The sequence below is a fragment of the Microvirga sp. TS319 genome (assembly GCF_041276405.1).
Taxonomy (GTDB): domain Bacteria; phylum Pseudomonadota; class Alphaproteobacteria; order Rhizobiales; family Beijerinckiaceae; genus Microvirga.
Genome location: NZ_JBGGGT010000002.1, coordinates 1396600 through 1411725, shown reverse-complemented (window position 1 = coordinate 1411725; position 15126 = coordinate 1396600). Strand labels below are relative to the sequence as shown.

At 61.1% G+C, this 15126-nt stretch carries 7 protein-coding genes; 4 read left to right on the top strand and 3 right to left on the bottom strand.

Translation table 11 applies throughout. The annotated features are described in order from the left end of the window. The first annotated feature begins 54 nt into the window (after positions 1-54). The 4 genes from treZ (at position 55) to glgX (ending at position 11396) form a co-directional block, all read left to right on the top strand. Positions 55-1875, top strand: coding sequence for a malto-oligosyltrehalose trehalohydrolase (gene treZ / locus AB8841_RS16115; protein WP_370436841.1), 1821 nt, complete (start codon positions 55-57; stop codon positions 1873-1875). Then, the gene (locus AB8841_RS16110; protein WP_370436840.1) at positions 1872-6719 is read left to right on the top strand and encodes a malto-oligosyltrehalose synthase; all 4848 of its coding nucleotides are present in this window, start codon (positions 1872-1874) and stop codon (positions 6717-6719) included. The genes treZ and AB8841_RS16110 overlap by 4 nt, the downstream gene beginning before the upstream one ends. 146 nt (positions 6720-6865) lie before the next feature. Continuing rightward, the gene (gene glgB / locus AB8841_RS16105; protein ID WP_370436839.1) at positions 6866-9100 is read left to right on the top strand and encodes a 1,4-alpha-glucan branching protein GlgB; all 2235 of its coding nucleotides are present in this window, start codon (positions 6866-6868) and stop codon (positions 9098-9100) included. Positions 9101-9188: 88 nt separating this feature from the next. Beyond that, positions 9189-11396 (top strand): glycogen debranching protein GlgX, encoded by a 2208-nt coding sequence (gene glgX / locus AB8841_RS16100; protein ID WP_370436838.1) that lies wholly within the window; start codon positions 9189-9191, stop codon positions 11394-11396. A 289-nt stretch (positions 11397-11685) separates the two neighbouring features. Here glgX and glgA read toward each other — a convergent pair whose 3' ends face one another. From glgA to AB8841_RS16085, 3 genes are all read right to left on the bottom strand, one after another. Continuing rightward, positions 11686-13137 (bottom strand): glycogen synthase GlgA, encoded by a 1452-nt coding sequence (glgA, locus tag AB8841_RS16095; protein ID WP_370436837.1) that lies wholly within the window; start codon positions 13135-13137, stop codon positions 11686-11688. Then, entirely contained in the window at positions 13134-14417 is a 1284-nt protein-coding gene (glgC, locus tag AB8841_RS16090) for a glucose-1-phosphate adenylyltransferase (protein ID WP_370436836.1), read from the bottom strand. Before glgC ends, glgA begins: the two co-directional genes overlap by 4 nt. 154 nt (positions 14418-14571) lie before the next feature. Then, the gene (locus AB8841_RS16085) at positions 14572-14952 is read right to left on the bottom strand and encodes a DUF2934 domain-containing protein (protein ID WP_370436835.1); all 381 of its coding nucleotides are present in this window, start codon (positions 14950-14952) and stop codon (positions 14572-14574) included. Between the last annotated feature and the right edge of the window lie 174 nt (positions 14953-15126).

The window sequence follows — 15126 nt, the reverse complement described above, 5'->3', positions numbered from 1 at the left end:
GGGAACATTGCACAGCGAAGCTCGTTCGCAAGTGCCCAAACCTTCGGAGATCCCATGCGGCGAGTTCATCAGATGCCTTTCGGGGCCGAGAACGTGGACGGCGGCATACGCTTTGCATTCTGGGCTCCCACGGCCCATGAGGTAATGCTGGTGCTGGACGGTGAAGACCACCTCATCGGGCCATCGGGCGATGGCTGGTACCGCCTTACGTCGAACAGGGCCCGGAGCGGCAGCCGCTACGGTTATAAAATCGACGGCAATCTCATCGTGCCGGACCCTGCATCCCGCTTCCAGCCGGACGACGTCCACGGCCTGAGTCTCGTCGTGGACCCACGTTCCTATCGTTGGTCGGATTCATCCTGGAAAGGGCGCCCATGGGAGGAAACCGTCCTCTATGAGGTGCATGTGGGCACGGCGAGCCCGGAAGGAACCTTTGCCGGCTTGATGAACAAGCTCGAGTTTCTGCGACACCTCGGCGTTACGGCGGTAGAGCTGATGCCGATTGCGGAATTTCCCGGACGCCGAAACTGGGGATACGATGGCGTGCTACCCTATGCTCCGGACTCCGCCTATGGCAGCCCCGATGATCTGAAGCGGCTGGTCGATCATGCGCATGGACTCGGCCTGATGATGTTCCTCGATGTGGTCTACAACCATTTCGGCCCGTCCGGTAACTATCTCCATGCCTATGCGGAATCCTTTTTCACCGACAGGCATCCGACTCCATGGGGAGCCGGCATCAACGTGGATGGCGATGGAAGTCGCGTCGTGCGTGAATTCTTCATTCACAATGCCCTCTATTGGCTGGAGGAATATCACTTTGACGGTCTGCGGTTCGATGCCGTTCACGCCATCGTCGATGAGAGCACGCCGCATTTTCTCGAAGAGCTTGCAACACGTATCCGTCAAACCTTTCCCGAGCGTGAGATCCATCTCGTCCTCGAAAACGAAGCCAATCAGGCAAGCTGGCTTTCTCGCGGATCCGATCGGCGGCCTCGCCTCTACTCGGCGCAATGGGCCGACGACACCCATAATTCCTGGCATGCTCTGCTGACCGGCGAGACCGAAGGGTACTACGAGGATTACGCGGACCAACCCTTGAAGCGCCTCGGCCGCGCGCTTGCCGAAGGCTTCGCCTATCAAGGCGAACCATCGACGCACCGGCCCGGCGTGGTACGTGGAGAGCCGTCCGCGCACCTGCCGCCGACCGCGTTCGTATCCTTCCTCCAGAACCACGATCAGATTGGCAACAGGGCGTTCGGGGAGCGCCTCGCGCATCTCATTGCGCCCGACCGGATCAAGCTGGCCCAGGCCATTTTCCTGCTTTCGCCTCATATCCCTCTCCTCTTCATGGGGGAGGAGTGGTCCGCCTCATCGCCGTTCCAGTTCTTCGTCGACTTCGAGGCCGAGCCTGAACTTGCCAAGGCCGTGCGCGATGGCCGCCGAGGAGAGTTCAAGCACTTCAAGGCTTTCGCCGATCCCGATACCGCACAGCGCATCCCTGACCCGACAAATGAGGCGACATTCGCGCGATCCAAGATCGACTGGGCAGAGAAGGATCGCCCCCCGCACCGCGAAGCCCTGCTGGAAACGGAGCACCTGCTCAAACTCCGAAGGGACGAGATCCTGCCGATGATCAAGAGTGAATTCCGAGGTTCGCGTCATCTCGTCTCGCAGGACAACGTCCTCGAACTTGCCTGGACGTTCGAAACCGGGATCCTGCGGGTTTGGGCGAACTTCGGAGAGCGTCCCGTTGACGTCGACATCGGACACGATGCTCGCATCCTATGGTCGAACGCGGATACCGCGACAATCTCCGGGATCATTCAACTCGCACCATGGAGGGGCATCATCGTGAAAGAGGCATCCGCATGAGCAATCGCGATGCCGTCCTCAGGCGCATGGCCGAACTGATCGGCCTTTCGCCGGACTATACGGATGCATTCGGGCGACGTATCGAGACCAGCCCGGAAACCCGAAACGCCATTCTGGAAGCCCTTGGGCTTCATGTTGCGACGGAAAAGGAGGCGCAGGACAGTCTTGCGAGGTTGGAACGTCTGAAAGGCGCGCCTCTTCCGGCCATCATTCCGGTTTCTTCCGATTGCCCGCTCCGGATCGAATTGCGCGCCAAGACCGATCAGGTCCGGTGGACACTCATCGAGGAAGGCGGGACGATCCATCAGGGGAAGATCGCTCAAGGAGATTCAACGCTCAAGCTTCCGGGTCTGCCCATGGGCTACCACCGCCTTCAGCTCGGCGAGTTCGAAGCGACCCTGATCGCATCGCCCGACCGTTGCTGGCAGCCTGAGGCCATCAAGGATGACAAGCGCCTTTGGGGAGCCGTGGCGCAGATCTACTCCCTGCGTTCCGATCATGACTTTGGCGTGGGCGGATACTCCGACGTGGCCCTTCTGGCGGAGAACCTTGGTCCCTGGGGCGCATCCTTTCTGGGCCTCAGCCCTGTCCACGCTCTTTTCTCCACGGATCGCACGAAGATCTCTCCCTATTCGCCATCCTCGCGATTGTTCCTGGAGGCCCTCTATATCGATCCGACTGCCGTCGAAGGCTTTGTCGAGAGTGAGGCCCGGCGGATTTTCGACAGCCCTTCCGTCCAGGAGCAGTTGTCGCGCCTGCGTGAGGCCCTGCTCATCGATTATGGCGATGCATGGTCCATCAAGCGTTCCGTCCTCGATGCCTTGTGGCTGCATTTCAGACAGAGTGGCGACCAGGCAGCCTTCGAAGTCTTCCGCCGGGACGGCGGACAGGCGCTCGAGGCACATGCCACGTTCGAGGCGATCTCGGAACGTCTGCGCGAGCAGGGATGTGCATGGGTCGGCGATTGGCCGGAGACCTATCGGGATGTGCGCGCTGCGGAGGTCGAACGGTTTCGCTCGGAACACAAGGAGAGCATCGCCTTTCACGTCTGGCTGCAATGGCTTGCGGATCGCCAGTTGGCCGATGCCGCGAAGCGAGCCCGAGCAGCCGGCCTGGCCATTGGCCTCTACCGCGATCTCGCCGTCGGAGCCGATGGAGGCGGATCGGAAATCTGGGCAGCCCCTGAGCGCTTTGCCTCCGGACTTTCCATCGGCGCACCTCCGGATCCGCTGGGTCCTCAGGGTCAGAACTGGGGCCTGCCGCCCTTCAACCCGCTGACCCTCGAAGAGCAAGGCCTGGCGGCCTTCCGCGATCTGGTCGCCGCGAACATGCGGCATGCCGGTGCGATCCGGATCGACCATGCCTTTCAGCTGCAGCGCCTTTTCCTCATTCCCGCAGGTGCGTCGGCGTCGCAAGGAGCCTATGTCGACTATCCGTTCGAGGCGATGCTCGCAGTTCTGCGGGTTGAAAGCCATCGTGCCAAGTGCCTTGTCATAGCAGAGGATCTCGGGACCGCGCCGGAGGGCTTCTCGGATGCGATCATGGCATCCGGCGTGTTCAGCTACCGTGTTCTGCCATTCGAGCGCGAGGGATCCGCTTTCAAAAGGCCAAGCGAGTATCCTCGCTCCGCACTCTCCGTGCTCACGACCCACGACCTTCCGACATTCAGAGGATGGTGGCAGGGTCTCGATATCGATCTCCGGCAGACGCTCGGCATCTTCGACCCGCAGACTGCAGCCAAGGAGCACAAGATGCGGGATGCCGACAAGCGGAACTTCGCGAAAGCTCTCGCCGAGGAGGACCTGCTTTCCACGCCCGACGCACCGACCCAGCCGCCCCTGGAGAAGGCGGTGCGTTATCTCGCCCGAACGGCTTGCGCTCTCACGGCCCTGCAGATCGAAGACGCATCCGGTGAGTTGAACCAACCCAACATGCCAGGCAGGGAGGCAGGCCATCCGAACTGGCGCAGGCGCCTTTCCAACACCATCCGGTCCATCACGGCCCCCGGCGGTCAGCTGGCGAAGCTGTCCGTTGCCCTGGCGGAAGAAGGACGAAGTGCACAAGGCCCCGGAAGCGGCCTCGCCTCACCTGCGCCCCGGGCCACCTACCGTCTGCAATTTCATAAGGACTTCACCTTCGACGACGCGGTCGAGATCGTGCCGTACCTGGCGAAACTCGGCATCAGCCACGTCTATTCGTCTCCCATCCAGACGGCGAGTTCCGGCTCGACCCACGGCTACGATATCGTAGACCATTCCACGATCAATCCGGAGCTCGGCGGCGAGGAAGGATTGCGTCGGTTGTCGAACGCCTTGACCGCTCACGGCCTGAAGCTTCTGCTCGATATCGTCCCCAACCATATGGGTGTCGGCGGCGATGCGAACGAGTCGTGGCTCTCCGTGCTGGAATGGGGACGTCTGTCGCCGTTCGCGAGCACGTTCGACATCGACTGGGAGCGCCCGGCAGCGAAAGGCAAGCTCATCGTTCCTGTTCTCGGCAGCCTTTATGGCGAGGCCTTGGAGAACGGGCACATTCAACTGAAATTCGATGCGGAGAAGGGAAGTTTCAGTGTCTGGCACTGGGAGCATCGTCTCCCGATCTGTCCGATCACCTATCCCATGATCCTCGACCTAGCCTTGGCGGCATTCGGCAACGGCGCGGAGGCTCGCGAGCTCCTCACCCTGACGGAACAGATGCGTGCCATGGGAGAGGCGCCCTCGTCGGAACGGGCTTCTCGCCTGATGGAGGAAGCCGAGCGGCTGAAGGGACGCGTGGCGGCGATTTCAGCCAGCCAGCCGGCAATCCGGAAAGCCATCGATCATGCCGTGACGACCATCAATGGCACGAAGGATGTTCCTGAGAGCTTCAATTCGCTTCATCGCCTGCTCGAAGCCCAGGCCTATCGCTTGGCTTATTGGCAGGTTGCGTCGAGCGACATCAATTACCGGCGCTTCTTCGACATCAACAGTCTTGCGGGCGTGCGTGTCGAAACTCCCGACGTCTTCGAGCGCACCCATGATCTCGTCATCCGTCTCGTGAACGAGGATCGTGTTCACGGCCTGAGGATCGATCATATCGACGGCCTTGCGGATCCGGAGGGCTATGCCCATACCCTGCAGGGCAAGGTCGGCCCGGGCTTCTATGTGGTCGTCGAGAAGATTCTCGAACCCGGCGAAAAGCTCCGCCCCTGGCCCGTCGCCGGAACGTCCGGATACGATGTGCTCAATCTGATCGACGGCGTCCTCGTCGATCACCGGTCGGGCGAGGCTTTCGAACGCATCTACCGGGAGGCCTCGGGCCTCTCGGAGGACTACGACGAGATGCTGAAACAGGCGAAACTCGCCATCACGCGGACGAATTTCGCAAGCGAGCTCGAAGCCCTGGTTTCGGACATCAAGGGGATTGCCGATTCCAGCCGCCGCACGCGTGATTACACGGTTCATGCGCTGCGCCAAGCCCTGGTCGAGATCATCGCCGCGTTTCCGGTCTATCGGAGCTATCTCAAGGAGGGCGAACCGGCACCTGCCGATGTTCGGCTGATCGAGAACACCGTCGCGGCAGCCCAACGATCCAGCGTGCTGCCCGATCGGAGCGTGCATCATGTCATAGGGGCCTTCCTCCTTGGCGAAGCGAAAGCGGCAAATCCTGAAGACATGTACCGCTTCCGCCGACGCTTCCAGCAATTGACCGGCCCTGTCATGGCCAAGAGCCTGGAGGACACGCTGTTCTACCGCTACGGCCGGCTGATCGCCCTGAACGAGGTCGGCGGCGATCCCGGACATTTCGGCATCACCCCGAGGGCATTCCACGAGGCGAATGCCGACAGAGCGCTGAATTGGCCGCACTCCATGGTCGGAACCGCCACCCACGACACGAAGCGGGGCGAGGATGCCCGGGCACGATTGATCGCGCTCTCCGAGATGCCGGAAGAATGGGAGCGCACCCTCAGATTGTGGCGCGATCTCATCGCCGCCTATCTCTCGGACGTGAACGGAGCGCCGGCGCCGGACGCCAACGATCAGGTCATTCTGCTTCAGGCTCTCCTCGGCGCATGGCCGCTCGAGCTTCTGGACCAGGACGATAATGCTCACCTCAGCTCATTTCAGGAGCGGATGCAGGGCTATGTCACGAAAGCGCTTCGCGAAGCCAAGCGCCAGACCAATTGGGTCGCCCCGAACGAACCCTACGAGGAGGCCGCGCATACCCTTCTGCGGGTGGTGCTCGACCCAAAGAACGCCATTCTCGCCCGCCTTCGCCCCCTTGCACAGCGCCTCTCCATGCTCGGCATGCTCAACGGACTGTCCCGGACCATTCTGAAGATGACGCTGCCGGGCGTACCCGACATTTACCAGGGTACGGAGTTCTGGGATTTTTCCCTTGTCGACCCCGATAACCGGCGCCCTGTGGATTACGCCAGTCGAGCGAAAGCTCTCGATGATGCGGCTCCTCCGAATGCTCTCCTGACACGATGGCGGGACGGCCACATCAAACAGCATGTTCTCAGGCGCCTTCTGCAGGAGCGCCGCGAGGCCCCTGCCCTCTATGGCAATGGCGATTACTCTCTCCTACCGGTCGAAGGCGAACGAGCGTCTCATCTGATCGCCTTCCAGAGGCGGCATGGGACGGACAGGGTTGCCGTGATTGTCCCGCGTCTCTGGGATCGGTTGACCGGCACGGACAGCCTTCGTTTCGACGGCGTGCTCTGGGAAGGCACCAGCGCAGCTCTGCCGGAGGGACATTGGCGTAACATCCTAACAGACGAGATCGTCGAGACCGGGAATAAGGGGCAGGCTTTGAGCAGGACACTCTCGCCCTTTCCTTTCGCCGTTCTCAAGCCGATCTGACGGACCGGGCAGCAGGGCAGGTTCATCTCTTTGACCTTGATCTGGTCGCCCGATGCGCCTGCTCCATAATGGTGTCTCTCACGAAGCAAGAAGGCCATCGGGCAGGCATGCCCATGGCTGCGTAGGATAGCCGAGGGAATGCCGAAATGGCTCATCGCAGGGGTGGATCGCACAGCATCATGGAGCGCCCGGACGAACCGCGAACCATCGCCGACATCATCACCTCGGGCGACCCCTTTTCCGTGCTTGGACCTCACGAGGTTTCTCCCGGCACGTGGGAAATCCGCGTCATCGCTCCCGATGCCGACGATGTGGTTCTTGTCGGCCCTGACGGCGAAACCCTTCTCGCCTCCATGGAGAGAAGGCACCCGGAGGGGCTTTACGTCGGCACCTTGAAAGCATCCGAACGGCCGGACTACCGCCTGCGGATCGAGCGGCAGGATCACGCGGAGGTGCGGCACGATCCATACAGCTTCGGGACCTTCCTGTCGCACGAAGATCTTGCTGCGCTTCGCCACCCCGGCAGCGACGCGGTCTATAAGAAGCTCGGCGCGCATCATCTGGACCTCGGCGGCATCCAGGGTTTTCTCTTCGCCGTCTGGGCGCCGAACGCACGCCGCGTGAGCATCGTCGGCGACTTCAATGCCTGGGACGGGCGCCGTCATCCCATGCGGCGGCGTCACGAGGGAGGCGTGTGGGAGCTCTTCATCCCGGATGTCGCTGCAGGTCAGCGCTACAAGTTCGAGATCGTGGGTCTGCACGGCAATCTCCTGGCGCTCAAGGCGGACCCGGTCGCCTTTACGGCCGAGAACCCTCCCGCGACCGCCTCGGTTCTGAAGGGCGACTTGGCGTTCCCATGGCGGGACGGCGACTGGATGAAGTCCCGCGCGGCGCAAAACCACCGCAAGTCTCCCATGGCGATCTATGAATGCCACCTCGCCTCCTGGGCACGCGTGCCGGAGGAGGACAATCGCTATCTCACCTACCGCGAGCTTGCAGTCCGACTCATTCCCTACGTGAAGGATCTGGGGTTCACGCATATCGAGCTTCTGCCGATCACCGAATACCCGTTCGACGGCTCATGGGGCTATCAGCCGATATCCCTCTATGCCCCGACCAGCCGCTTCGGGACGCCGGAAGATTTCGCGGCATTCGTCGAAGCCGCTCACGAAGCCGGGATCGGCATCATCCTGGACTGGGTCCCGGCGCATTTTCCGAACGACCCGCATGGCCTGAGCTACTTCGACGGCACCCATCTCTACGAGCATGCTGATCCCCGCCTCGGCTTTCATCAGGATTGGGGGACCTACATCTACAATTACGAGCGACAGGAGGTTGCTGCGTTTCTGGTGGCGAATGCTCGCTTCTGGCTCGAGCAGTACCATCTCGACGGTCTGCGCGTCGATGCGGTCGCCTCGATGCTCTATCTCGACTATTCCCGCAAACCCGACGAGTGGATTCCCAACCGCTACGGCGGCAACGAGAATCTGGGCGCCATCGATTTCCTGCGCCGCATGAACGAAGTCGCCTATGCCTCCTCGCCGGGCGTCATCACGATCGCAGAGGAATCGACCGCATGGCCCGGCGTGTCGCAGCCGACCTATGCCGGTGGCCTGGGCTTCGGGTTCAAATGGAACATGGGATGGATGCACGACACCTTGCGTTATATCAGCAAGGATCCGGTCTTCCGCCGCTATCACCATCACGACCTCACCTTCGGTCTTCTCTACGCATTCTCGGAGAACTTCATCCTGCCGCTCAGCCATGACGAGGTCGTCCATGGCAAGGGCTCCCTCATTCGCAAGATGCCAGGTGATCAATGGCAGCGTTTCGCCAATCTGCGTGCCTATTTCGGGTTCATGTGGGGGCATCCTGGCAAGAAGCTCCTGTTCATGGGCGGGGAATTCGCACAGGAGCGGGAATGGGATCACGACAGCAGCCTCGACTGGCACTTGTTGAATGATCCCGCTCACAAAGGCGTTCAAACCCTTATTCGCGATCTCAATCACGCCTATCGTACGATACCAGCCCTGCATGAGCGCGACTGCGAATGGAAGGGCTTCGAATGGATTGTGTCGGACGACAGGGACAACAGCGTGATTGCTTGGCTGCGCCGCGGCGATAGGGAGGATTCGATTGCCGTGGTCGTCTCGAACTTCACGCCCGCTCCCCGGGAGGGATATCGCATCGGCGTTCCGGTACCAGGCTTTTATCGGGAGGCCGTGAATACGGACGCCGCCGTCTATGGCGGCGGCAATATCGGCAATCTCGGTGGGGTATCGGCGGAGGATACGCCCAGCCATGGACGCCCCTGTTCCCTTTGCCTGACCATTCCACCGCTCGCCACTCTGATTTTCGTTTGGGAGCCCTCCCGGACTTGAGCACTTATTGTTGAGCTTCGACGGGACTTCCAGCGTCTTTGCGCGTTGAAGGCCTAAACCGATCTGCTTCGCTTCCCAGAGCCTTCCGATGAACGACAAAGTCGAAGTCCACCAACCTGCCTCAACCGAAATCGTCGCCCCAGCCGTGCGGCGCACATCCCGTCTTCGAGAGGGCCTGCCTTATCCTCTGGGTGCCACTTGGGACGGGCTCGGTGTCAACTTCGCGCTCTTCTCCGCCAACGCAACCAAAGTCGAGCTCTGCCTTTTCGACACGAGCGGCAGGCGGGAGATCGAAAGGATCGAGCTTCCCGAGTACACGGACGAGGTCTGGCACGGCTATCTTCCGGACGCACGCCCTGGCACCACTTACGGTTACCGCGTCTACGGTCCGTATGAACCTGACGCCGGGCACCGCTTCAACCACAATAAGCTGTTGCTCGACCCTTATGCCAAACAGTTGTTCGGCGACCTTAAATGGGATCCGGCGCTGTTCGGGTACACGGTCGGCTCCCCTGATGCCGACCTTTCCTTCGACGAACGCGACAGCGCTCCCTTCATGCCCAAGTGCCGGGTCATCGAATCCGCCTATAGCTGGGGCAATGAGCGCCGGCCTCAAACCCCATGGGAACGCACGATCATCTATGAGGCCCATCTGCGCGGCTTCACCATGAAGCATCCGGCGATTCCGAAAGACATCCGAGGCACGTTCGCTGGGCTGATGCACCACGAAGTCATCAACTACATCAGAAGTCTCGGTGTCACCGCAATCGAGCTCCTGCCCGTTCACGCCTTCGTGGATGACAGTTACCTGATCGAGAAAGGGCTGCACAATTACTGGGGCTATAACACCATCGGCTTTTTTGCCCCGCAGCCCCGCTATTTGGCAACTCCGTTCGTGAACGAAGTGAAGGAGATGGTCAGCCATTTCCACGATGCCGGAATAGAGGTGATCCTCGATGTCGTGTACAACCACACGGCCGAGGGAAACGAGCTGGGCCCGACCCTTTCATTCAAGGGCATCGACAACGCTTCCTATTATCGGCTTGCTCCTGACAAACGATACTACATCAACGACACTGGCACGGGGAACACCGTCAATCTCAGCCACTCCCGCGTCCTGCAGATGGTGACGGACAGCCTCCGGTACTGGGCTCAGGAGGTCCGGATCGATGGCTTCCGCTTCGATCTCGCCACCATCCTGGCCCGCGAACCGCATGGCTTCGAAGAGGATGGTCGCTTTCTCGACGCCGTGCGGCAGGACCCGGTTCTCAGTCGGGTCAAGCTGATTGCCGAGCCTTGGGATTGCGGCCCCGGCGGCTACCAGGTTGGTCGCTTCTCCCCCGGTTGGGCCGAGTGGAACGACCGCTATCGGGATACGGTTCGCGCCTTCTGGAAAGGCGAGGACGGACAGCTGCCGGAACTCGCCTCCCGCCTCACCGCCTCGGCCGATCTCTTCAACAAGCGTGGCCGGAAACCCTGGGCGTCCGTGAACTTCGTCACGGCGCATGACGGTTTTACGCTTCATGACCTCGTCTCGTATAACGACAAGCACAATGAGGCGAACGGCGAGGACAACATGGACGGGCATGATCACAACCTGTCCTGGAACCATGGCGCCGAGGGCGAGTCGCAGGATCCCGAGATACGCTCTTTGCGAAACCGCCAGAAACGCAACATCCTCGCGACGCTGTTCTTCTCCCAGGGGACGCCCATGCTGTTGGCGGGTGACGAGTTCGGCCGAACGCAGCAGGGCAACAACAACGCTTACGCGCAGGACAACGATATCTCCTGGATCGATTGGGAGGGCGTCGACGAGGACGGGGCCGAGCTTTTCGAGTTCACGCGCAAGCTGATCCAGCTCCGGCAAAATCTACCCCTCTTGCGGCGCGGACGCTTTCTGTCCGGCGTCTACAATGAGGAGCTCGACGTCAAGGACATCAGCTGGCTCACGCCTGCGGGTGATGAGATGACGCCCGAGCATTGGCAGGACCCGCATGCCCGCTGCATGAGCATTCTGCTGGACGGTCGCGCCCAGCCGACAGGTATCCGCAGGCGCGGCACGGACGTGACATTGCTGCTGATCGTCAATGCCCATCATGACGTCGTGAAATGCAAGCTGCCGCCTGTCACGGGTGGCACGGGCTGGATCTGCCTTGTCGACACGAACAAGCCGGAGCTGTCATTTCCGGCACCGTTCAGGTTCGGCAAGGAATATACCGTGACGGGACGCTCGCTCCTTCTTTTCCAGCTCCGGCCAGAAGAGCAGCCTAAACCGGAGAAAAAGCGAAGCGCCTAGAGCATCAGACGCAAGACCGGGAAGCGGTTTTGCGTGAAAAGATGCTCAAAACCACGATGTTAAAGCACCAGACGTGGGTTCGATGTCACGTCCGATGCCGTCGCCGTTCATCGTCATGGCCGCACTCGTTGCAGCCGTCCACGTCTTGGGAGCCCCTGCGCCACAAAGCCGTGGATGCCCGGCTCAGGGCCGGGCATGACGAGCGTGATGCTCACCCTATCGAACAGCGTATCGCTGGCTGCGAAAAACCGGGGTCACTTTCTCGCCCGATGCGCTACCCGATAGCGGATCAGATCGTTGGAAGGCATGAACGGTAGACCTCCGCATAGTGTCGGGCAGGTCTGCTCCACCCGACATCTGCCGCCATGCCGTTCAGCTGCATGGTCCGCCAGGATTTCCGATCCGGCCAGAGCGCCTTGGCGCGATTGATCGAATCCAGGAGTCCGGTCAGATTGACGGGCGAGAACTGAAAGCCCGTCGCAACTCCGGACGCGATCGCCATCTCGTTCGCGTCGATCACCGTATCGGCGAGGCCGCCGACGCGAGAGACGATCGGCACGCTGCCATAGTGCATCGCGCAGAGCTGCGTCAGGCCGCAGGGTTCGAAGCGCGACGGAACGAGAAGAGCATCGCTCCCCCCCTGAATGAGATGCGCAAGCTCCTCGTCATAGCCGAAAAAGCACCCGACCTGTCCCGGATAGACGATGGCGGCAGCCCGAAAGCTCTCCTCGAGCGTCGTGTCTCCTGCTCCGAGAAGCGCGAGCTGCGCTCCGTCCGCGAGCAGCGTCGGCAAGGCCGCGAGAACAAGGTCGAACCCCTTTTGCTCGAACAATCGACTCACGACACCGAAGAGCAGCGCATCGGGATCAGGATCCAGCCCAAGTCGCTCCTGAAGCGCCTGCTTGTTCGCGCTGCGTCGTTCCAATGAATCTACGGTGAAGGTTGCGGCCAAGGATAGGTCCGATGAAGGATTCCAGACGCTGTCGTCAATCCCGTTCAGGATTCCGAAGACGTCCTTCGAACGGGATCGCAGGAGGCCGTCCAGGCCCATCCCGCTTTCCGGCGTCTGTATCTCCTTCGCATAGGTCGGCGATACGGTCGTGATCCGGTCAGCCAGCCGCAGACCTGCCTTGAGGAAGCCGATCTGACCGAAATACTCGACTCCATCCACCGTGAAGGCATAGGGCGGCAGGCCGAGCTCATAGAGAAGGTCCGCGGGAAAGATGCCTTGAAAGGCAATGTTGTGAATCGTGATGACGGTACCCGGCCGGGGTCCGTCGCCGTAATGCAGAAATGCCGGCGCAAGACCTGCCTGCCAGTCATGGGCATGAACGATATCGGGGACGAACCCCGGTACTGCCCCCTGCCCGATATCCGCGGCAACGCGTCCGAGCGCGGCGAAGCGCCGTGCATTGTCGGGCCAATCCCGCCCCTCCGGAGTCAGGTAGGGAGAGCCGGGACGCGCATAGAGATGCGGGGCGTCGAGAACGAAAAGCTCTAATTGACGGGCCGTTGCAGAAATGAGCCGTGCCGGTCCTCTCGAGAGATCCGGATATTCTCGAACCACCTCGACATGCTCCAGTGCCCTCATGACCGCGGGATATCCCGGGAGGAGCGAAACGACACGCACCCCTTCCTTCTTCAGGGCAAAGGGAAGAGCGCCGGCCACATCGGCCAGACCTCCGGTCTTGATGATCGGAAACAGCTCCGACGTGACGGACAGGACATTCAGGGGCTTCATCCAGAGAGCCTGTCGATCATCGGCTTCGTGATGAGACAGATCCCACGGTCCGTCCGGCGGAACCGGCGCGCATCCTCCTGCGGGTCTTCACCCACGACCAAACCCTCCGGAATACGCACGCCGCGGTCGATAATGACGTTCTTGAGCCGCGCCCTCCGGCCGACATCCACATAAGGCAGGATCACCGCACCCTCGACATGAGCATAGGAATGGAGGTGAGCTGCGGTGAATACGAGCGATTGGCGCAAGGACGCGCCGGACACGATGCATCCGCTCGACACGAGAGAATTGATGGCGTGTCCGCGCCGCCCGTTCTCATCATGGACGAACTTGGCGGGAGGCCAGGTTTCGGAGAATGTCGAGATCGGCCAATTGCGGTCATAGAGATCGAGAGCCGGGACAATGGCGGTCAAGTCGATATTGGCTTCCCAATAGGCATCGACCGTTCCGACATCGCGCCAGTAGGCGGGCGCATCGCTCCCTCCGGCCTCGGCACCCGACCGGACGCAGGAATCGGTGAAACGGTGCGCAACTGCTTTGCCGTGCTGTACGAGGTAGGGAATGATGTCCTTCCCGAAATCGCGGCTCGAGCCGGGCGTCGAGGCATCGCGCTTGAGCTGGTCGAAGAGAAAGCGCGTGTTGAAGACATAGATCCCCATGCTGGCGAGAGCCATATCGGGCCGGCCCGGGATTCCAGGTGGGTCTGCCGGCTTCTCCAGAAACGACACGATGCGGTCCGTCTCGTCGACGCCCATCACACCGAATCCCGTTGCTTCCATGCGAGGAATTTCGAGGCAGCCCACCGTCACGTCCGCGCCGGAATCCACATGCTGGCGGAGCATGATCTCGTAGTCCATCTTGTAGACGTGGTCACCGGCCAGAATGATGATGTATTCCGGATCGATGCTCGCGATGATGTCGAGATTCTGATACACGGCATCCGCCGTGCCCTCGTACCACATGGTTTCGGAAACGCGCTGGCTCGCCGGGAGGATGTCGAAGCTCTCATTGCGCTCGGAACGAAAGAAGTTCCAGCCTCTCTGCAGATGGCGGATGAGGCTGTGCGCCTTGTATTGCGTTGCGACGCCGATGCGGCGGATGCCCGAGTTCAGCGCATTGGAGAGGGCGAAATCGATGATCCGCGTATTGCCGCCGAAATAGACGGCGGGCTTTGCGCGAATGTCGGTCAGTTCCATGAGTCTGGAACCGCGTCCCCCCGCAAGGATGTAAGCCATCGCGTGGCGGGCAAGAGGTGCATAAGAAACGCTTGGGCTAGGCACGATAAAGTCCTCACATCAACTGCGGACGCCCGCTCTGCTCTGTAGACTCTAGAAACCGGCCGGCAATTCTCTTCGCCTGTTCCGAAAACCTGCGACGGGCGCCTGCCCCTCGGGCCTTCCCTCCGAACCGAGGGAAGACCTGAACGCTTCCCAACTATGGGGTCGTTTTTCTGGGGCGCTTCCGCTTCGGCGCAACGACCGTCTCGCCGGCCACCCCGTTGATGTCCGAGGCGGTATCGGCCGTTGCGGCAGCCGTGCTTCTCCGCTTGCGGGCTTTGGGGGCGGCCGGAGCGCTTAAGACCTCGTCCAGAGTTTGACTGGTCATTCCAAGCGGCGCTGGGCTGGTCTCGACGGCAGCCTCCTCATCGCCGACGATTGCGGGACCGTCGATTCCTTGTCCTCTGTCCTCCTGGCGCCGAAGGATCTCCTCTTCGGCCTGGTACCAGTAGTCATCGGCCCGGTTCGGCAGACTCCCATGCTGCATCCAGAGTTCGTATGCCCGTTCCCGGATCTTCTGTTCTAGCTGACTGTCCATAACCACCTTTTGCCTTCATCCCGATGCGCCTCGACACGCGGTGAATGATCTTCACCCGCGAGGCAGCAATCACCATCTGCAAGCTGCATAAGTTATTAGGCGCTCTTGGCGAATGGCAACGGCTCGATATGGGCAAGCTTGAGGTTTTAAGCGCGATCAGAAGATTATTTTTAT

Excerpts from the sequence above, each read along its gene's own strand:
- AB8841_RS16085 (WP_370436835.1), bottom strand. The coding sequence starts at position 14,952 with ATGGACAGTCAGCTAGAACAGAAGATCCGGGAACGGGCATACGAACTC.
- glgX (WP_370436838.1), top strand. The coding sequence starts at position 9,189 with ATGAACGACAAAGTCGAAGTCCACCAACCTGCCTCAACCGAAATCGTC.
- treZ (WP_370436841.1), top strand. The coding sequence starts at position 55 with ATGCGGCGAGTTCATCAGATGCCTTTCGGGGCCGAGAACGTGGACGGC.
- glgA (WP_370436837.1), bottom strand. The coding sequence starts at position 13,137 with ATGAAGCCCCTGAATGTCCTGTCCGTCACGTCGGAGCTGTTTCCGATC.
- AB8841_RS16110 (WP_370436840.1), top strand. The coding sequence starts at position 1,872 with ATGAGCAATCGCGATGCCGTCCTCAGGCGCATGGCCGAACTGATCGGC.
- glgB (WP_370436839.1), top strand. The coding sequence starts at position 6,866 with ATGGCTCATCGCAGGGGTGGATCGCACAGCATCATGGAGCGCCCGGAC.